This is a genomic window from Caballeronia sp. INML3B (genome assembly GCF_023631305.1).
GTDB classification, from domain to species: Bacteria; Pseudomonadota; Gammaproteobacteria; order Burkholderiales; family Burkholderiaceae; genus Caballeronia; species Caballeronia turbans.
This window is the reverse complement of record NZ_JALQDI010000012.1, coordinates 83,148-101,937: the sequence shown is the minus strand read 5'-3', so window position 1 is coordinate 101,937 and position 18,790 is coordinate 83,148. Positions and strand designations below refer to the sequence as shown.

15 protein-coding genes and 2 tRNA genes are annotated in these 18,790 nt (G+C 63.9%); 8 read left to right on the top strand and 9 right to left on the bottom strand.

Annotation, left to right across the window (positions count from 1 at the left end; all coding sequences use genetic code 11):
- Positions 1–10: 10 nt before the first annotated feature.
- The 4 genes from NCS58_RS08670 to NCS58_RS08655 all read right to left on the bottom strand — a co-directional run bounded on the left by NCS58_RS08670 (position 11) and on the right by NCS58_RS08655 (position 6,244).
- Positions 11–1,330, bottom strand: coding sequence for an acetyl-CoA C-acetyltransferase (locus NCS58_RS08670; RefSeq protein ID WP_250538241.1), 1,320 nt, complete (start codon positions 1,328–1,330; stop codon positions 11–13).
- Positions 1,327–2,232, bottom strand: a complete 906-nt coding sequence (locus NCS58_RS08665) for a MaoC family dehydratase (RefSeq protein ID WP_250538240.1) — start codon at positions 2,230–2,232, stop codon at positions 1,327–1,329. The genes NCS58_RS08670 and NCS58_RS08665 overlap by 4 nt, the downstream gene beginning before the upstream one ends.
- A 12-nt stretch (positions 2,233–2,244) precedes the next feature.
- Positions 2,245–3,672 (bottom strand): 3-oxoacyl-ACP reductase, encoded by a 1,428-nt coding sequence (locus NCS58_RS08660; protein WP_250538239.1) that lies wholly within the window; start codon positions 3,670–3,672, stop codon positions 2,245–2,247.
- Between the two features lie 67 nt (positions 3,673–3,739).
- Positions 3,740–6,244, bottom strand: a complete 2,505-nt coding sequence (locus tag NCS58_RS08655) for an acyl-CoA dehydrogenase (RefSeq protein WP_250538238.1) — start codon at positions 6,242–6,244, stop codon at positions 3,740–3,742.
- 382 nt (positions 6,245–6,626) lie between these two features.
- Here NCS58_RS08655 and NCS58_RS08650 point away from each other — a divergent pair, with 382 nt between their 5' ends.
- Complete coding sequence (locus NCS58_RS08650) at positions 6,627–7,049, top strand: hypothetical protein (protein ID WP_061121113.1); 423 nt, start codon at positions 6,627–6,629, stop codon at positions 7,047–7,049.
- A 193-nt stretch (positions 7,050–7,242) separates the two neighbouring features.
- Positions 7,243–7,713: a helix-turn-helix domain-containing protein gene (locus NCS58_RS08645; RefSeq protein ID WP_250538237.1), complete on the top strand. Its 471-nt coding sequence runs from the start codon at positions 7,243–7,245 to the stop codon at positions 7,711–7,713.
- 45 nt (positions 7,714–7,758) lie between these two features.
- On the opposite strand, the gene NCS58_RS08640 is transcribed toward NCS58_RS08645, so the two are convergent.
- The 3 genes from NCS58_RS08640 to NCS58_RS08630 all read right to left on the bottom strand — a co-directional run bounded on the left by NCS58_RS08640 (position 7,759) and on the right by NCS58_RS08630 (position 9,641).
- Positions 7,759–8,979 (bottom strand): MFS transporter, encoded by a 1,221-nt coding sequence (locus NCS58_RS08640; RefSeq protein WP_250538236.1) that lies wholly within the window; start codon positions 8,977–8,979, stop codon positions 7,759–7,761.
- Positions 8,980–9,330: 351 nt separating this feature from the next.
- A tRNA-Leu gene (locus NCS58_RS08635) sits at positions 9,331–9,417 on the bottom strand.
- 137 nt (positions 9,418–9,554) lie between these two features.
- Positions 9,555–9,641: transfer RNA gene (locus NCS58_RS08630), tRNA-Leu, on the bottom strand.
- A 242-nt stretch (positions 9,642–9,883) separates the two neighbouring features.
- On the opposite strand from NCS58_RS08630, the gene rnr reads away from it, so the two are divergent.
- The 6 genes from rnr (at position 9,884) to rpiA (ending at position 16,150) form a co-directional block, all read left to right on the top strand.
- Positions 9,884–12,349: a ribonuclease R gene (gene rnr / locus NCS58_RS08625; RefSeq protein WP_250538235.1), complete on the top strand. Its 2,466-nt coding sequence runs from the start codon at positions 9,884–9,886 to the stop codon at positions 12,347–12,349.
- A 102-nt stretch (positions 12,350–12,451) separates the two neighbouring features.
- Positions 12,452–13,195, top strand: a complete 744-nt coding sequence (rlmB, locus tag NCS58_RS08620) for a 23S rRNA (guanosine(2251)-2'-O)-methyltransferase RlmB (RefSeq protein WP_250538234.1) — start codon at positions 12,452–12,454, stop codon at positions 13,193–13,195.
- Positions 13,196–13,246: 51 nt separating this feature from the next.
- Complete coding sequence (locus NCS58_RS08615) at positions 13,247–14,146, top strand: HNH endonuclease (RefSeq protein ID WP_250538233.1); 900 nt, start codon at positions 13,247–13,249, stop codon at positions 14,144–14,146.
- Between the two features lie 41 nt (positions 14,147–14,187).
- Positions 14,188–14,988, top strand: coding sequence for an N-acetylmuramoyl-L-alanine amidase (locus NCS58_RS08610; protein ID WP_250476725.1), 801 nt, complete (start codon positions 14,188–14,190; stop codon positions 14,986–14,988).
- 11 nt (positions 14,989–14,999) lie between these two features.
- Positions 15,000–15,395, top strand: coding sequence for a SirB2 family protein (locus tag NCS58_RS08605; RefSeq protein ID WP_250476724.1), 396 nt, complete (start codon positions 15,000–15,002; stop codon positions 15,393–15,395).
- Between the two features lie 65 nt (positions 15,396–15,460).
- Positions 15,461–16,150, top strand: a complete 690-nt coding sequence (gene rpiA, locus NCS58_RS08600; protein ID WP_250476723.1) for a ribose-5-phosphate isomerase RpiA — start codon at positions 15,461–15,463, stop codon at positions 16,148–16,150.
- 57 nt (positions 16,151–16,207) lie between these two features.
- Here the strand turns inward: rpiA and NCS58_RS08595 are convergent, their stop codons facing one another.
- Together NCS58_RS08595 and NCS58_RS08590 are read right to left on the bottom strand one after the other, a co-directional pair.
- Complete coding sequence (locus NCS58_RS08595; protein ID WP_061120402.1) at positions 16,208–17,629, bottom strand: undecaprenyl-phosphate glucose phosphotransferase; 1,422 nt, start codon at positions 17,627–17,629, stop codon at positions 16,208–16,210.
- A 33-nt stretch (positions 17,630–17,662) separates the two neighbouring features.
- Entirely contained in the window at positions 17,663–18,409 is a 747-nt protein-coding gene (locus NCS58_RS08590) for a Crp/Fnr family transcriptional regulator (protein ID WP_014191659.1), read from the bottom strand.
- Positions 18,410–18,790: the final 381 nt, after the last annotated feature.

Here is an 18,790-nt window from a genome sequence, read left to right as displayed (position 1 = left end):
CTTCCGCTCCTTACCGCTCCAGTATCGCGACGACGCCCTGGCCGCCCGCCGCGCAGATCGAGATCAGTCCGCGCAACGGCTTGCCGTCGCTGCGTTCGGGCGCTTTCGCCAGCATCTTCGCCAGCGTCCCGACGATGCGCCCGCCCGTCGCCGCGAACGGATGTCCGGTCGCGAGCGACCCGCCGTTCACGTTGAGGCGCGCGCGGTCGATCGGGCCGAGCGGGCCGTTCAGGCCGAGCGCGGTACGGCAGTATTCCTCGTCTTCCCATGCGGCGAGCGTGCACAGCACCTGCGCGGCGAACGCTTCGTGAATCTCGTAGAAGTCGAAGTCCTGCAACGCGAGCCCGGCGCGCGCGAGCATCGACGGAACCGCGTAGGCGGGCGCCATCAGGAGGCCTTCGCGCTTGTCGAAGAAATCGACGGCCGCGGTCGCGGACAATGTCAGGAACGCCTGCACCGGCAGGCCGCGCTCGGCCGCCCATTGCTCGGACGCGAGCAGCACCGCCGATGCGCCGTCGGTGAGCGGCGTCGAGTTGCCCGCCGTGAGCGTGCCGGCGTCGCGATCGAAGACCGGTTTGAGCTGCGCGAGCTGATCGAGCGTGACATCGGGACGCAGGTTGTTGTCGCGTGCGAGCCCTTTGTACGGCGTCATCAGATCGTTGAAGAAACCGCGCCCATAGGCGGACGCGAGCTTGAGATGGCTTTCCTGCGCGAGCATGTCCTGCGACTCGCGCGAAATCTTCCAGCGCTTGGCCATCAGTTCGCAGTGCTCGCCCATCGAGAGGCCCGTGCGCGGCTCCGCGTTACGCGGCAGGAGCGGGCGAAAGAACATGCCGGGACGCAGTTTCGCGAGCGCACCGACGCGTTGACCCGCCGAGCGTCCGCGATTCGCTTCGAGCAGGATCTTGCGCATGCGCTCGTTCACGGCGATGGGCGCATCCGATGCCGTATCGACGCCGCCCGCGATGCCCACGTCGATCTGCCCGAGCGCGATCTTGTTGGCGACGAGAATCGCCGTTTGGAGGCCGGTGCCGCATGCCTGCTGCACGTCGTAGGCGGGCGTTTCCTTCGCGAGCGTGGTCGAGAGCGCGGCCTCGCGCGTCAGGTTGAAGTCGCGCGAATGCTTGACGACCGCGCCCGCGGCCACTTCGCCGAGACGCATGCCATGCAGGTCGAAGCGATCGACGAGACCTTGCAGCGTAAAGCTCAGCATGTCCTGATTCGACGCGCTCGCGTACGCCGTGTTCGAGCGCGCGAACGGAATCCGGTTGCTGCCGATGATCGCAATCCGACGAACCTCGCGCCGAATCTCGCGCCGCGCTTCGCTCATGGCAGCTCCCATTCGAAATGGCCGCGCAGATGCGGCCGGTCGCCCGCAAGATCGCGCACTTCGAAATCACGCGCGGTGGGCGAGGGCGCGGCGGTCCAGAGCGTGGCGTCGCCGGGCAGATACAGCGGCGATTTGAAATCGCCATGCGCGTATCCGGAGGCGAGCGGCTTGATTGGATGCAGCGCCGCGAGCGTGCGCGCGAGCGTCCACATGCCATGCGCGATCGCGCGTGGAAAGCCGAACGCTTTCGCGCTCAGCGTATGCAGATGGATCGGATTGAAGTCGCCCGATGCCTTCGCGTAATCGCGTCCGAGCTGCGGCGGAAGCTGCCAGCGCGCTTCGCGTGCGAGGAGCGGCACGCGCGCATCGGATGCTTCGGCCATTTCGATCGAAGGCGCTGCGCTTTCGCTGCGCACGCCGCGCTTCAGATAGACGCTGTCGCCGTCCCACACGGCCTCGCCGCGCCGGTAGATGCGCGTATGCAGCGTGAACGCCTGACCTTTTTGATGCGGCATCAGCGGACCGCACTCGACTTCGATGCGCAAGCCCTGTCCCGCCGCGAGCGGACGACGCAGCCGCACGCTGTTGGACAGATGCACGACGCCGAGCGCGGACCAGGGAAACGACGGATCGGTGAGCATCATCAGATGCAAGGGGAACGCGAGCACGTGCGGGAACGTGAGCGGCACGCCATGTTCGGGGATGAATCCGCACACGCGCGCGTAGCGGCCGACCTGCTCCGCGTCGAGCCTGACATCGGGGCGCACGAGCCGCAGCGCGGGCAGCTCGGGCGAGCGCGCGCGCCTGAAGAGCGCGGGCAGCGCGCGCCCGTAGAGCTTTGCGGGCGGCGGCAAGGTATCGATGACGACGGTGCGGGCGCGCGGCATGGTCGGTGCGTGCATGCAGTCGCCTCCCTACGCGCCGATGAGGCTCTGGCCGCACACGCGCACGACGTTGCCCGTGATGCCCGCGCTGCCCGGACTCGCGAGCCACGCGACGGTCTCGGCGACATCGACGGGCAAGCCGCCTTGTCCCATCGAATTGAGCCGTCTGCCGGCCTCGCGCACGCCGAACGGCATGCGCGCGGTCATGTGCGTTTCGATGAAGCCGGGCGCGACCGCGTTGATCGTGATGCCGCGGCCCCGCAGCGACGGCGCCATCGCGCGCACGCGGCCGATCACGCCCGCCTTGGAGGTCGCGTAATTGGTCTGCCCGCGATTGCCCGCGATGCCGCTGATCGACGAAACAGCAACGATGCGTCCGTGTTCGCGCAACACGTTCTGCGCGAGCAGCGCGTCGTCGATGCGCGCCTGCGCGAGCAGATTGATGTCGATCACGCTATCCCACATGTCCGGGCTCATGCGCGCGATGGTCTTGTCGCGCGTGATGCCCGCGTTGTGCACGACGATATCGATTCCGCCCGACGCGGCAAGCGTGGCGGCGATCTCGCCGGGCGCTTCGGGCGCGGCGATGTCCGCGACGAGCGCTGCATGCGCGCCGCCCGAGGGCGAGCCGTCTTCGATCGAGAGCATGGTCTGATCGAGCGCGTCGCGGGCGGCGTCGACATCGAGCCCGGTGACGATCGCACCGTGTTGCGCGAGCACCGCCGCGATCGACGCGCCGATGCCGCGCGCCGCGCCCGTCACGATCGCGCGCTTGCCCGCGAGCGGTTTCGTCCAGCTTTCGGGCGCGGCGGCGGGTGCGTCGAGGGTCACGACCTGGCCCGACACGTAGGCCGAGCGAGGCGAAAGGAAGAAGCGCAGTGCGGACTCGAGGTCCGCGCCATCGGCCACGCGCAGCAGATTCGACGTGATGCCGTTGCGCGCTTCCTTGCCGAGCGAGCGAGTCATGCCTTCGAGCGCATGCTGCGCGGTGGCGGCGGCAACGCTCGCGCGCGTGGCGGGCGGACGCCCGATCACGACGATGCGTCCGTTCTTCGCGAGCGAGCGCAGCGCGTCGTGGAAGAAGGCGTACAGCGAATGCAGTTGCGCGCTTTCGTCGATGCCGGTCGCATCGAAGATCAGCGCCTCGACGCGATCGCTCGGGGATGCGTCGCGCGCGCGCGGCTCGAAGCGGCCGCTCATCGCGCCGTGGCGCGCGGCGACGGGCAGCCAGCCGGTCGCGCTTTCGTGGGCGATGCCCGTCATGCCGATGGCGGACAGCACGCCCATCAGTTCATCGAAGAGCGCGGGCGACGGACCCGCGCCGATAGCGGCCATGCCGCCGAATTCGGCCTGATCCGCGCGATGGCGGCGCAACACCTCGGGACGCGGCAGGCCGAGCGAGCGCGCGATGCTCGTGCCGAAGGGCGAATTGACGAAGTCGAGATAGCGGTCTTTCATCGATTGGCGATCGGTCGTCGGGGCGCGCGCGGCGTGGCCTCGGGCCTGCGTGCTTCAGGCGACGGCTTCAGGCGACGGTTTCGGGCCATTGCCGCTCGAGTGCCGCGCTGCGCTTTTGCAATGCTTCGAGGATACCGAAGTCTGCGGAAAAATCATCGACTTTCACGGCTTCGCGCGCATGAGCCGCCCATTCGGCCAGCAACGCGCGCTCGCTTTCGTCGATGACGCCGGACGCCCAAGCCGTCTGCGCCCATGCTTCGACGTCTTGCGGGCTTTGCGGCAGCGGATCGGTCTGGCCCGCTTTGACGGCATCGCGCACACGCGTTTCCAGCGCCGCGACGGCGGGCGTGAGCGCGAGCAGCTTCTCGCCGCGGGCGATCGGATCGGTTTCGACGGTCGAAACGTGCGAACCCGCGACGAGGCGTTCGCGCGCCGCGCCGGGCGTTTGCATCAGCATCGCGACCTCGTTGCCGAGCGCATCGCTGCCCGGTGCGTGCGGCAGGCCGAACGGGAACGCGAGCGCGCGCAGCAGCACGGCGGCGGCGCGGTTCGGAAAGTTCGCGAGCAAGCCTTCGAACGCGATGCTCGCCTGATCGAGCGCGTCTTCGGCGCCCCAGCGCACGAGCGGCAAGTCGCTCTCGGGACGGCCTTCGTCTTCGAAGCGCTTGAGCGTCGCGGATAACAGGTACAACTGCGAGAGGATGTCGCCGAGCCGCGCCGACAGACGCTCGCGGCGCTTGAGCTCGCCGCCGAGCGCGAGCATCGACACGTCGGCGAACAACGCGAACGCGCTCGACAGGCGCGTGGCTGCGCGGTAGTAGGGCAGAAGACGCGCATCGGCGCGCGCGGGCTTGCGCATGAGCGCGCTGCCGCCGAAGGCATACACAAGGCTGCGTACCGCGTTGGACGCGAGAAAGCTCGCGTGGCCGAAAAACGCGTCGTCGAAATCGCGCAGCGCCCGGCGCGGATCGGCTTCTCGCGTCGCAGCCATCTCCCTGAGCACGTAGGGATGACAACGGATCGCGCCTTGTCCGAAGATGATGAGGCAGCGCGTCAGGATGTTCGCCCCTTCGACGGTGATCGAGATCGGCATCTGCTGATACGCGCGCGCGAGAAAGTTCGACGGCCCCATGCAGATGCCCTTGCCGGCGACGACGTCCATGCCGTCGTTGATCACCTTGCGCGCCCGTTCCGTGATGTGATACTTCGCGATCGCCGAAATGACCGAAGGTTTCTCGCCGAGATCGACCGCCTGCGCGGACAGCCGGCGCGCCGCGTCCATCACGTACAGGTTGCCGCCCATGCGACCGAGCGCTTCCTGAATGCCCTCGAAGCGGCCGATTGACGTGCGGAACTGCCGGCGCGCGGCGGCGTATGCGCCCGTGCCGCGCACGGCGAGCTTGGCCATGCCGACGTTCGAGGAAGGCAGCGAGATCGCACGCCCGGCGGCGAGGCATTCCATCAGCATGCGCCAGCCGTTGCCCACCTGTGCGCGCCCGCCGATGACCCAGTCCATCGGGATGAACACATCCTTGCCCCGGTTCGGGCCGTTCTGGAACACGGCGTTGAGCGGCCAGTGCCGCCGTCCGATGTCGACGCCGGGATGGTTCGTCGGAATGAGCGCGCAGGTGATGCCGGGTGTGGCGTCACCGCCGAGCAGATGGTCGGGGTCGAGCGCGCGAAAGGCGAAGCCGAGCACGGTCGCGATCGGCCCAAGCGTGATGTAGCGTTTTTCCCAGGTAACGCGAAAGCCGAGCGTCTCGCGGCCCTCGTGGATGCCGCGGCACACGACGCCGACATCCGGGATCGCGGCGGCGTCCGATCCCGCGTAAGGGCTGGTGAGCGCGAAGCACGGAATGTCGTCGCCGCGCGCGAGACGCGGCAGATAGTGGTTCTTCTGTTCCTCGGTGCCGTAGTGCAGCAGCAGTTCGGCGGGGCCGAGCGAATTCGGCACCATCACCGATACAGCCGCCGCCGATGAATGCGTCGCGAGCTTCATGATCACCTGCGAGTGCGCGTACGCGGAGAACGCCTTTCCGCCGTAACGCTTCGGAATGATCATGCCGAGAAAGCCCTGTTCCTTGATGTAGGCCCACGCTTGCGGCGACAAGTCCTGCCAGATCGCAGTCGTGTCCCAGTCGTTCGACAACTCGCACAGCCGCGCGCATTCGTTGTCGATGAAGCTTTGCTCCTCCTGCGTCAGCTTCGGCGCGCCGTGTTCGAGCAGGCTGTCCCATCGCGGGCGCCCCGAAAAAAGTTCGGCGTCCCACCAGACGGTGCCGGCTTCTATGGCGTCACGCTCCGTCGACGACATCTCCGGCAGGATCTTGCGAAAAGTCGCCAGCACGCGGCGGCTCAAGAATGCGCGGCGCAGCGGCGTGATGGCAAGCATGAGCGCCGGAAGCACGAAGGCAATCGCGAGCAGAGTGACGCCGACTGTGCCCGTCACGCCGATGAGCGGCCCGACGGCCACCCAGAGCGCCAGCCCGACGAGCCAGACGAGAGCGGGCGCCTGGAGAAATGTGAGCGTAACGGCTACCAGGAAGAAGGCGATGACATATAGCGCGAGCATCAAGGTCTCCGGCGTTTTCAGGGAAGAAGCACGCTTCATGCCACGGGGTCGACGTCGGGCGGCGTCGCTGATAAGAACCGGCACCGGTGTCATGAGCCGAACCTGAGTGTTCACTCTAGTCCTGTTCGGATTAGGACGTGTCCACTTCAAAGCCCAATATTCGGGAGCTATTCTTTTGCCTCACATCAAGACCGACAAAAGCGAATGATTCGTTCGAACGACTAAACAATGGGGAGGGAACTTTTCTTGACTCCCCGCCGAAGCGGGAGCGTCAAAGGGCGCTGTGGGCGAATCTTGGGGGATAAGCCACAGCAGGTCACAACGCCGGGCTCTGTTGCGACCACCTGCCACGCGCATGGTGGCCACGGGAGCATATTCATAAATGGAGACGTGGGATCAATTAGTCAGGCTAAACATCGGCGCGATACCTGAAGAACTCGATATTTCAGACTGGGTTCTTATTCTGGGTGACTTGCTTTACATGCTGATGCGCTCCGACGGGGAAGTGAGCTATGTGCACGTCCCGCTGGACATGGAGATGATCATGAGCATACGGGAGTCGAGCGAATGCAAGGGAGGTGGCCTCTATCGGGATATCAGAGGCGAACCGACACAACTGGCGACGTATCTGGCGCTGGTTTTTCTGGACCGCAATGTGCCCGCGTCGGCTATCAGGCGCGAACTCGGAATGGCCGAAGCGACGATGAACTGGCTGCTCGAAGTCTGGCAATGCGTTGCCGGAATCATCGATCGAAACAAGCGATTGCGACTCATTCGTCTGCTGGCGGCCGATGGAAATGGGTAACAGTGGGCGCGCGACGATCTGGCCGGTCGGGGCGCGCGCGTGGTGTCGATCCCGGGTCCGCTAGCGCGGAGCCGGGACCCGTAGGACATGTCGTGAGTGAGTTGGCAGACCCGCTCACGACGATCGCAAAACTACAGAACTCCTCCTGTAGGCAGCAATCACCTGCCCTGAACAAGCAGCAACAGGAGAATAAGTGTTCCTAAACAAATGTGTTTACCCGGTGGAGCTAAAAATCAACTCGCTATTTCGAGAGATCGCGGCGATCGACCAAAGCTACATCTACGACAACAGGCTTTATGTGTTCGGCAACGAAGATGGTGGCTATGCTTATCGCTCCACGTCGCTGGAAGGGGCCGCGCTCGAAATGCTGCACAAGGATATTCGCGTGATCGAAGTATCGCCGAGCGCCGCCGCCGGAGGACGGATCGATCCCAAACGCAAATTTCAGGCGCTGGCGCTGTTGCAGCACGGCGCGTCGGTCGCGGCGGTTTCGCGCGGCGTGAACGTGTCGGAGGCGACGGTCTACCGGTATCGAAAGGGACTGCAAGGCGTCGTTGCGCTGCGTCCGCGGAATACGAATTCCCTGTTGCGGATGCTCGCCTTTCCGGCACCTCGCGTTCATGAGCGTGGCGCCACGGGATTGCATTTCGAATCGCGCGGTTGAATGCGTCGCCCCCGCGCAATGCGAGGCAGTCTCCGTTGGGCACGGCTATCCCGTGGCGCCTGCTTCGCGCGCGGAGCGCGTCATATCGATGCCTCTGCGCTCGTGGCTGAAGAAAATCAGCCCCGCGATCACCACGGCGACGACGCCCGCGACGATCGCCATCGCCATGCCGTAGTTGTTGCCGTGCGATGCGGCGAGCGACGCCTGCATCGTCGCGTTCACCGCCGCGAGCAAGTTGCCGAGCTGGTACACGAGTCCGGGGAAGGTCGCGCGAATCTCATCGGGCGAGATTTCGTTCAAATGGACCGGAATCACGCCCCACGCGCCTTGCACCGAGATCTGCATGAGGAACGCTCCGATCGCGAGCATGAGAGGCGTCGTCGAGAATGCCCACAGATACAGCACCGGCAACGCGATCAACGCGGCGATGAAAATCGTCACTCGCCGGCCGATCTTCTCAGACAGCGCCCCGAAAAACAGCCCGCCGACGATCGCGCCGACATTCAGCGTGATCGTAATGAGCGACACGGTATGCGGATCGAAATGATGCTGCTCGCGCAGGAAGGTCGGATAAAGATCCTGCGTGCCGTGCGAGAAGAAATTGAACGCGGTCATCAGCACGATTGCGTAGAGCGAGAGCGTCCAGTTTCGCTTGAGCGTGGCGATGAGGCCGGGGCGCGGGCGCTTTTCCATCGCACGCCACGCCGGCGATTCAGGCACGTGCGCACGCACGTACATCACGAGCAGGGCAGGCGCGACGCCGATGAAGAACATCCCGCGCCACCCGACGAACGGGTACACCACGCCGAAAGCGATCGACGCAAGCAAATAGCCGCTCGGATAGCCCGCCTGCAAAAGCCCCGAAACGACGCCGCGTGCGGCGGTCGGCACGGTTTCCATCGTCAGTGCCGATCCGACGCCCCACTCACCGCCCATCGCGATGCCGAAGAGTGCGCGCAGGATGAGCAGCGTCGTGAGATTCGGGGAGAGGCCGGAAAGCAACTCGATCAGCGAGTAGCACGCGATGTTGATCATCAGCGTGGGGCGGCGGCCGAATTTGTCCGCGAGCCGGCCGAAGAGCAGGGCGCCCAGCGGGCGCATCGCCAGCGTGAGCGTGATCGCGAAGGCGACGTCCGGGATCTTCGTATTGAATTCCGCGGCGATATCCTTCAATACGAAGACCATCAGAAAGAAATCGAATGCGTCGAGGGTCCAGCCCAAATAGGCGGCAATCGTCACGTTTCTTTGTTCGCGCGTCCAGCTCATTGCCAGTTTCTCCGATTCGATAATCGATTGGCGAGGGTTGCTTGTGCGGTTTAGCAATTAGCGAAACGGCCGCAGGCGCGTGGACCGGGCGTTGCGGGGTTTCGTCCGTGCGAGTGTACGCCGTCGATTAATCGATTGCTTAAGCGAGCGGGCGAATCCGCGTTCGCGCGTGAGCGATATGAATCGGAGAATACGGATTCGATTCAGTTTCAATTCGGTATGGAGAGAGCCGAATCAGAAACGAAAGAAAATCGAATAGAAAATGAAGGCGGGAAACAAAAAACCCCACGACGATGCGTGGGGCTTTTGCGTGCGATGCGCTTGAATCAGCGTATCGCGAAAGAGGGACCTTGGTGCCCAGGAGAGGACTCGAACCTCCACGGTGTTGCCACCGCTAGGACCTGAACCTAGTGCGTCTACCAATTCCGCCACCTGGGCCAAGGGGTACAGCGAGCCCGCTATTTTAGCGGGAACCGGCACCGTGTCAACTGCAAAGTCATACGACTAAGCTGAATCGAAAACACGGTCCCTGCACAAAAAGGAAAAGCCACCCGAAGGTGGCTTTTCCAAACATCTGGTGCCCAAGAGAGGACTCGAACCTCCACGGTGTTGCCACCGCTAGGACCTGAACCTAGTGCGTCTACCAATTCCGCCACCTGGGCAAGGGTGCGTGTGCTGCAAATCTGCTTTGCGTCCAGCAAAGAACGCCATTATAGCGACCCCAATGTGCCTGTCAAGCGTTTCGTAGCAATGCGCGTAACGACGCGCCGGGCGCGCCGTATCGGCTTGCCAGCCCCGTGAGGCTGAAAAGACGGGTGTTAGAATGACCCGCAACGATGACCGCATTATTGGTTGCAAAGCACCGCAAAAGTCCCGTCCAACGAGAAAAATCACGACTACGCCCTTGAGCAAATATCCGTATCCGATTCCGAGCCGCGAAGAAATTCTCGGCGTGCTGCGCACGAGCGAGACACCGCATGCCGCGAACGACATTGCCGAGGCACTGTCGATCAAGCGCCAGGAGCGCGAAGGATTTTTCAAGCGACTGGCGGCAATGGAACGCGACGGGCAAATCCGCCTCGACAAGCGCGGCCACTATCAACTCACGCATCCGTCGAATTTTGTGGCGGGCCGCGTACAGGGACATCGCGACGGCTTCGGCTTCCTGATCCGCGACGACGGTCAGGACGATCTGTTCCTGCCCAACGGCGAAATGCAGAAGGTCATGCACAACGACCGCGTGCTCGCGCGCATCGTCGGATATGACCGGCGCGGGCGGCCGGAAGGGCATATCGTCGAGGTGACCGATCGCGCGAACAAGCGCATCATCGGACGCCTCGTCAACGAGAACGGCGCGCTCATTCTGGTGCCGGAAGACAAGCGCATCGGTCACGACATCCTCATCACGCAAAATCCGAAGAAGGCGAAGGTCGGACAAGTGGTGTCCGTCGATCTGACGGATTTCCCGAGCCGTCACTCGCAGCCGCTCGGGCGCGTGGCCGAAGTGATCGGCGATATCGACGATCCCGGCATGGAGATCGAGATCGCGGTGCGCAAATACGGCGTGCCGCATGAGTTCAGTGACGCCGCGCTGAGCTCGGCCGCCAAGCTGCCCGACGAAGTGCGCCCGGTGGATATCCGCCATCGCGTCGATCTGCGCGACGTGCCGCTCGTCACCATCGATGGCGAGGACGCGCGCGACTTCGACGACGCCGTCTATTGCGAGCCGGTCGCGGTCGGGCGCGGTCAGGGATTCCGCCTGCTGGTCGCGATCGCGGACGTGTCGCATTATGTGCGGCCCGGCGAGCCGCTCGACGTCGATGCGCTCGATCGCAGCACGTCGGTGTACTTCCCGCGCCGCGTGATTCCGATGCTGCCGGAAAAGCTGTCGAACGGACTGTGTTCGCTAAATCCGAATGTCGACCGCTGCGTGCTCGTGTGCGATATGGTCATCACGGCGCGCGGCGAAATCAAGGCGTATCAGTTCTATCCGGGCGTGATGCATTCGGCGGCGCGTCTTACGTACACCGAAGTCGCGGCCGTGCTCACCAATACGAAGGGTCCGGAAGCGGCGAAGCGCGCCGATATCCTGCCGCAGTTGCAGGATCTCTACGGCGTGTACAAGTCGCTGCATGCCGCGCGCCAGAAACGCGGCGCGATCGATTTCGATACGACCGAGACCTACATCGTCGTGAACTCGCAGGGCAAGATCGAGCAGATCGTGCCGCGTCATCGCAACGACGCGCATCGACTGATCGAGGAATGCATGCTGGCCGCGAACGTCTGCGCGGCCGACTTCCTGAAGCGCAACAAGCATCCGGGTTTGTATCGCGTGCATGCCGGGCCGACGGAAGAGAAGCTGGAGAATCTGCGCACGTTCCTGCGCGGCGTCGGCCTCACGCTGACCGGCGGTGCGAAGCCCCACGCGAGCGATTACGCCGCGCTGATCGCGCAGATCCGCGACCGGCCCGATGCCCAGATGCTGCAATCGATGGTATTGCGCTCGATGCAGCAAGCCGTGTACAGCCCGGACAATATCGGCCATTTCGGACTCGCGTATGAGGCGTACGCGCACTTCACGAGCCCGATTCGACGCTATCCCGACCTGCTCACACATCGCGCGATCTACGCGATCTTGCAGGGTAAGAAGTATCTGCCGGACATCGGTCACGATGTATCGCTGAGCACCGGCCTCACGAAAGCGGCGCGCGAGATGCAGAAAGCCGACGACACCGCGCGAGGCCGCGCGCGCAACAGCGTCGCGATCTGGGAGGAGCTCGGTCTGCATTGCTCGTCGAACGAACGCCGCGCCGATGAAGCCTCGCGCGATGTCGAGGCGTGGCTCAAGTGCTACTTCATGCGCGACAAGCTCGGCGAGGAATACGGCGGCATGGTGAACGGCGTGACGTCGTTCGGCATCTTCGTGCAGCTGGATTCCCTTTTCATCGAGGGTCTCGTGCACGTGACCGAACTCGGCTCGGATTATTTCCAGTACGACGAGATCAAGAACGAACTGCGCGGCGAGCGCACGGGCATCCGCTACCGGATGTCGGATCGCGTGCGTGTGCAGGTGGGCCGCGTCGATCTCGATGCGCGCAAGATCGATTTCCGGCTCGTCCGCGATACGCCGGTGAAGCCGCCGGCGCCGCGTCCGCCGGTGGTTGCGGGCGAGCCCGCGAACGTCGGCAATGGCGGGGCGGGACCGCGTATCCGCCCGTTCGGCGACGACGACCTGCCGGGCACGCGCGCCCGTGGCGGCACGAAAAAGGGTGCGCCGATTTCGACAAACCCGCGCGCTGGCGCGGCGAAGAAACGCGGTGCGGCGTCGAAGTCGGCGCCGCAGGGGCGGCCGGCGCGCAAGAAGCGTTAGGGCGGGGCGCGATACTGCCGCCATCGAATACGCGCGGTCCGATGCTTCGTGCTTCGGACCGCGTCGTGCTTTTCAAGTTTTCACCGAAGGTTCGAATCAGTCATGTCACGTCTCAAGGTTCTATACGGATTTCACGCAGTGACCGCACGTTTGCGCGCGGACGCATCCTCGATCGAGGAGGTGCTGTACGACCCCACACGCAAGGACCGGCGCATGCAGGACTTTCTGCGGACCGCGAAGGAAGCGGGCGTGCGGCTGATCGCGGCGGACGAATCGCGCCTGTGGGGGCTCGCGGGCAACATCCAGCATCAGGGTATCGTCGCGCGCGCGAACGATCTTCCGCTCGCGCAGAACCTGGCGGAACTGCTCGACGGCATCTCGGGCACGCCGTTGCTGCTGGTGCTCGACGGCGTCACCGATCCGCATAACCTCGGCGCGTGCCTGCGCGTCGCGGATGCGGCCGGCGCGCACGCGGTGATCGCGCCGCGCGACCGCTCCGCCGGGTTGAACGCGACGGCGGCAAAGGTGGCGAGTGGGGCGGCCGAGAGCGTGCCGTACATCACCGTGACGAATCTGGCGCGCGCCCTGCGCGAGCTCAAGGACGCGGGCGTGTGGGTGATCGGAACGGCGGGCGAGGCGACGGCTTCGCTCTATGAGACGAAGCTGGACGGCCCCGTGGCGATCGTCGTCGGCGCGGAAGGCGAGGGTATGCGCAGGCTCACGCGCGAGACGTGCGACGAGGTCATGAATATCCCGATGTCGGGGACGGTCGAGAGTTTGAATGTGTCGGTGGCGAGCGGGGTTTGCTTGTTCGAGGCGGTGAGGCAGAGGCAGGTGAAGAAGTAACGGCCGGCGTCCACTAGTCACATCGGCAATTCGAAGCTTCGAACATCAGTCATGGCGTTAAACCGACTTAGTGATCTGCTCGCCGCAAAAAGCGTGTACACGCGCGAGCAGTTGAAGGGTGTTCTCGATACCCAGGACGCGACGATCAATACGGGCGTGTTCCGCCCAGCGGGTTTCGATTCGGTTCTGCTGTTCGTCACCGAGACGAAAACGCCGGACCGTGTTCAGTATGTCGATAAGCTCGAAGGCGACGTCCTGCACTGGCAAGGGCAGAACGCTGGACGTTCAGACTCGTTGATCGTCGAACATCGGCTTCGTGGCATCGAGCTTCTGCTGTTTTATCGCACGAGAAAGTACGAGTACCCGGGCGCTGGATTCAAGTACGAAGGTTCCTTCGAATACGTCTCGCACCAAGGCTCGATGCCCACGAGTTTCACGTTGCGGCGCGAAGCCGAGAGGCCCGCGCAGGCCGAAATCAAGGCCGAAACCGAGGCGGGGGCGCAAGTCGAAGCAAGCGGAGCTTTCAATCCCTCGAGTATCGAAGATGCCCGCAAAAAGACACTCTCCGCCATCGTCATGCGTCAAGGGCAGCCCGCGTTCCGCAAGGCCTTGCTCAATGCCTATGAACAGCGTTGCGCGCTAACGGGCTGCGATGTCCCACAGGTTCTCGAAGCCGCTCACATCTGCGGCTACATGGGCCCGGAAACCAACGACGTCCGAAACGGACTCTTGCTGCGCGCCGACTTGCACACACTCTACGACCGCGCGTTGATCGCGATCGATCCGTTGACTCACGAAGTGTCGATCGCTCCAGCGCTGCGAGAAAGCGAATACGCCTCGCTCGAAGGACGTTTGCTTCGTTTGCCGAAGCATCCTCAGCAACGACCAAGTCGCGAAGCGCTGCAGATTCACTGGATGCACGTGCGATCGATCCGGGAAAGGCAATCGTGATAGGCATAAGAAAAGCGCTCGGCTTAGCCGCATCGATATCGATGTGCATCCTCACCGCCTGCACCACCACCCAGATCGACCGCGGCACCTACATCGCCGACACCCGGTATCACGCCAAAAACGCCGACTCCCGCGTCCGTTTCCTCGTGATGCACTACACGGAGATCGACGAGACACGATCGCTCGCGGTGCTCACGGGCGATCAGGTCAGCGTGCATTACGTGGTCCCCGACGCCCCCCGCATCGAAAAGGGCGAGCCTGTCGTCTATCAGCTGGTGCCCGAAGACAAGCGCGCCTGGCACGCCGGCGTGAGTTCCTGGCAAGGCGCGACGGAACTGAACGCGTCCTCGATCGGCATCGAGAATGTGAACCTCGGGCCTATCGGTGAACAAGGCGGCGACCGCAAGTGGCAGCCGTATCCGCCCGCGCAGATCGACGCGCTCATCAAACTCTCGCGCGATATCGTCGCGCGCTGCCGGATCCCGCCGACGCGCGTCGTCGGCCATAGCGATATCGCACCCCAACGCAAGATCGACCCGGGCCCGCTTTTTCCGTGGCGAGCGCTATACGATGCCGGCGTGGGCGCATGGCCCGACGACGCAACCGTGGCCGCACATCTCGCCGGACGCGATCCCAAAGCGCCGAGCGACGTGCGCGCGCTGCAGGAAAAGCTGAAGCGCTACGGTTACGACATCGCGACCGACGGCGTGCTTGACGAGAAGACACGCCGCGTTTTCAGCGCCTTCCAGATGCACTTCCGTCCGTCGGACTACGCGGGCAATGCGGACGCGGAAAGCGACGCCATCGCCCAAGCCTTGCTCGACAAGTACTTCTCCAACTAAAAGGAAGCCCGATGAGCGACTATTTTCTGCCGCTGCGCGCGCTCCACATGATCTTCGCGGGCGTGTCCATCGCCGGTTTCGTGCTGCGCTGGATCTGGATGCTGACGAATTCGCGGCTCCTCACGACGCGCGCGACGAAAATCCTCCCGCACATCGTCGACACGCTGTTGCTCGCAAGCGCCATCGCGCTGGTCGCGATCATCGGCTTCTCCGCGAACGCCGCGTGGCTCGGCGCAAAAATCGCGGGCCTCGTCGTCTATGTCGTGCTCGGCACGTTTGCGCTCAAGCGCGGTCGCACGAAGGGCGCGCGCGCCGTGTATGGCGTTCTGGCGATTATCGTGTTCGCGTTCATCGCATCGGTCGCGCGCTCGCACGATCCGCTCGGCTTCCTGCGCGCGATGGCATGATCGGAGGATGCGCCTCGCGCGCTCCGATAAAATTCCGTTTTTCACCGATAAGCAGCACCGCTCCCATGACTCAAGACGAACTCAAGCAACTCGTCGGCCAGGCCGCAGCCGACTACGTAAACGCGAACGTGCCGGAAGGCGCGATCATCGGCGTCGGCACCGGATCGACGGCCAACTGTTTCATCGACGCCATCGCGAAGTCGAAGGCGCGTTATCGCGGCGCGGTGTCGAGTTCGCTCGCGACGACTGCGCGACTGGAATCGCACGGCTTCAAGGTGTTCGATCTGAACGACATCGAGACGCTCTCGATCTACGTCGACGGCGCCGATGAAATCGACGCGAGCGGCGCGATGATCAAGGGCGGCGGCGGCGCGCTCACACGCGAGAAAATCGTCGCGTCTGTGGCGGACGTGTTCGTGTGCATCGCCGATTCGAGCAAGCGCGTGCCGGTGATGGGCACGTTCCCGCTGCCCGTGGAAGTCGTGCCGATGGCCCGCACCGCGATCGGCCGCAAGCTCGCGGCGCTCGGCGGCGTGCCGATCGTGCGTGTGACGAAGGACGGCTCGCCGTTCATCACCGACAACGGCAACGAAATCATCGACGTGAAGGGCCTGTCGATCACCGATCCGCGCGCGCTCGAAGCACGGATCAATGCGTGGCCCGGCGTCGTCACGGTCGGGCTGTTCGCCGCGCGCGGCGCGGACATCTGTCTGCTCGGCACCGAAACGGGCGTCGAGCGCATCGACTACAAGTAAAGACAAAACGCGCGGCCGCCCGACGTGGGCGTGCCGCGCTTTCTGCTGCTGAATCGATCAGTACGCGTTGCGTCCGATGAATCCCTTGAACATCGTCATCGCGACGATCTTGATGTCGAACCAGAACGACCAGTTCTGGATGTAGAAGAGGTCGAACTTCACGCGGCTCTGCATCTGCTCCACTTTTTCCGTCGCGCCGCGATAGCCGTTCACTTGCGCCCAGCCCGTGATGCCAGGCTTGATGCGGTAGCGGAACATGTAGCCGTAGACGAGGTCCTTGTAGAGATCGTCGTGCTCGAGCGCGTGCGGGCGCGGACCGACGACCGACATGTGCCCGAACAGCACATTCAGGAACTGCGGCAGCTCGTCGAGACTCGTGCGCCGCAGAATCGCGCCGACCTTCGTCACACGCGGATCGTTGCGCGTCGCCTGCGTCACGTGACCCTTGTGCTCCCGATGCACGCCCATCGAGCGGAATTTGTAGATGCGAAACGGCCGTCCGTCCGCGCCCTTGCGATGTTGCGTGAAGAACACCGGACCCTTCGACGTCGTCTTCACGGCGATCGCGATCGCGATCAGCAGAGGGGACAGCGCGAGGAGCGCCGTCGCCGCGAAGAGGCGGTCGAAGAGCATCTTCGGCCACATCTGCAACGAATTGACGGGCGACGCCGTCAGGTCGATGGTCGCGAGTCCGGCGACATCCGTCATCGAATGATTGAAGAGCGAGATGCTGCGCGTGTCCGGAATCAGCCGCAGATTCACGAAGTCGTGCCGCAGCGCGTGCACGAACCGGTAGATCGTGTGCTCCTGCGACAGGGGCAGCGCGAGCCACACTTCGTCGATGCCTTCGGCGCGCACTTTGTCCACGAGATCGTCGAAGTCGTTCAGCACGGGCAAACGATTGCCTCCCATGCCGATTGCCGTCGTCGGGGCGTTCACGCCGCCTGCGCCGGTCGCATGCAGTTCCGCGTCCCCGGTCGTGTCCAGCACGCACACGGGCGTGAAGCCCTGCTCGGGCGTGCTGCACAGATGCGCGAGCAAGGTGCGCGAGAAGCCTTGCGCGCCGACGATCGCCACGGTGCGCTGGTTCAGGCCGCGCCCGCGCATCAGGCGCAAGGCTGAATACGCCAGCAGTTTCGCCGCGATGATGAGCGCGCCGGATATGAGCGTGGAATACGCGAACCACAGCCGCGACACGGTATCCATGCGATGCAGCGTGAACGCGAGCAGAAGGCCCGCGGCGACCACCGCCATCCACGCCAGCGTGACGCGCGCCAGCATCATGGCGAACGGCTTGCCGCGCCAGGTCTCGTACACGCCGAAAGCCGGGAAAAGCAGAAGAGCGAGTGCGGAGTTGAACGCGATCAGAAGCCTTTCGATATCGCTGAAATCGAGCGAGGAAAAGCGTACGTCATGCGCGATCAATCCGCCCGCGATGATGAGACAGACATCAAGACAACGTGCCAGCCATGAAAACAAGTCGTGATTTTTTTCTTGCATTAATCCAAGCCGTTAAACACTGGAGGCAGAGGCCGCCTCGGTTGCACGAAGACGCGGGAGCAGTCGGTCGAACTCTCGCTTGACGAGCCCATAGCACTCGCAGGCGCGGGCTTCGAGTCCCTCGCGATCCACGACCTTGATGCAGCCGCGGCTGTGATGAATGAGACCCGCGTCGTGAAGCTTGCCGGCCGCTTCGGTTACGCCTTCGCGGCGCACGCCGAGCATGTCGGCGATCAGTTGCTGCGTGACTTGCAGCTCGTTGGACGCGGTGCGATCGATTTCGATCAGCAGCCAGCGGCAAAGTTGCTTGTTCAACGAGTGATGCCGGTTGCACGCGGCCGTCTGCGCGACCTGCGTGAGAAGCGCTTGCATATAGAGCAGCATCAGGCGGCGCAGGAAGTCCGAGCGGCCGAACTGTTCGCGCAGGGCCTGCGCGCTCATGCGATAGGCGAAGCCCGGGCACTGCACCTGCACGCGCGTCGGCATCGTTTCGCCCCCCGTCAGCACGGGCACGCCCGTCATGCCTTCGCGGCCCACCGCGGCGATCTCGACCGAGCCGCCGTCTTCCATCGTATGCAGCAGCGAGATGATCGCCGTCGTCGGGAAATAAACGTGGTGAATACGTTGGCCTGAGTCGCACAGCAGTTGCTCGGTGCGCAGTTGCACGAGTTCGAGATGCGGCGTGAGCGCCTGCCATTCGTGGGCCGGAAGTGCGCCAAGCAGATGGTTGCCGTGCAGGTCGGACTGGAGGGTCAGCATGATTTGTTCTCTCTCGTAACTTCGCGCGTTGCGCTTCAGTTTTTATTTACTGGCGTGATCGTTTTCGACTGTGGTCTCGTAGCGAACCCGTCGATGAAGCATCTCGCCAGCCCCGTAGCCGCCCGTTCACGCGTGGATTGAATTTGTTGTTTCGCGTTTTTTCGGGTTGCGCGACTCTATTAGCGAGGACTGTGCCAATGCGCGCAATCGCAATGCTGGCGGGGCCTCATAAATAAGGCGGTTTTTGTATTGCAGCGCAGCGCGGCGTTTTTGTTTCAGTCTTGAACATCGGTGGTCTTAGGAATGCGCGCGGGCACCGATACGTTTCATCAGCGCAATCCCCCCGTTTGGCGGTTCAGAGTTTTGCAATCACCGTGCGAC

Excerpts from the sequence above, each read along its gene's own strand:
- NCS58_RS08665 (WP_250538240.1), bottom strand. The coding sequence starts at position 2,232 with ATGCACGCACCGACCATGCCGCGCGCCCGCACCGTCGTCATCGATACC.
- NCS58_RS08670 (WP_250538241.1), bottom strand. The coding sequence starts at position 1,330 with ATGAGCGAAGCGCGGCGCGAGATTCGGCGCGAGGTTCGTCGGATTGCG.
- NCS58_RS08615 (WP_250538233.1), top strand. The coding sequence starts at position 13,247 with ATGGCGTTAAACCGACTTAGTGATCTGCTCGCCGCAAAAAGCGTGTAC.
- NCS58_RS08605 (WP_250476724.1), top strand. The coding sequence starts at position 15,000 with ATGAGCGACTATTTTCTGCCGCTGCGCGCGCTCCACATGATCTTCGCG.
- rlmB (WP_250538234.1), top strand. The coding sequence starts at position 12,452 with ATGTCACGTCTCAAGGTTCTATACGGATTTCACGCAGTGACCGCACGT.
- NCS58_RS08590 (WP_014191659.1), bottom strand. The coding sequence starts at position 18,409 with ATGCTGACCCTCCAGTCCGACCTGCACGGCAACCATCTGCTTGGCGCA.
- NCS58_RS08650 (WP_061121113.1), top strand. The coding sequence starts at position 6,627 with ATGGAGACGTGGGATCAATTAGTCAGGCTAAACATCGGCGCGATACCT.
- NCS58_RS08660 (WP_250538239.1), bottom strand. The coding sequence starts at position 3,672 with ATGAAAGACCGCTATCTCGACTTCGTCAATTCGCCCTTCGGCACGAGC.
- NCS58_RS08610 (WP_250476725.1), top strand. The coding sequence starts at position 14,188 with ATGTGCATCCTCACCGCCTGCACCACCACCCAGATCGACCGCGGCACC.
- NCS58_RS08640 (WP_250538236.1), bottom strand. The coding sequence starts at position 8,979 with ATGAGCTGGACGCGCGAACAAAGAAACGTGACGATTGCCGCCTATTTG.
- rpiA (WP_250476723.1), top strand. The coding sequence starts at position 15,461 with ATGACTCAAGACGAACTCAAGCAACTCGTCGGCCAGGCCGCAGCCGAC.
- NCS58_RS08655 (WP_250538238.1), bottom strand. The coding sequence starts at position 6,244 with ATGCTCGCGCTATATGTCATCGCCTTCTTCCTGGTAGCCGTTACGCTC.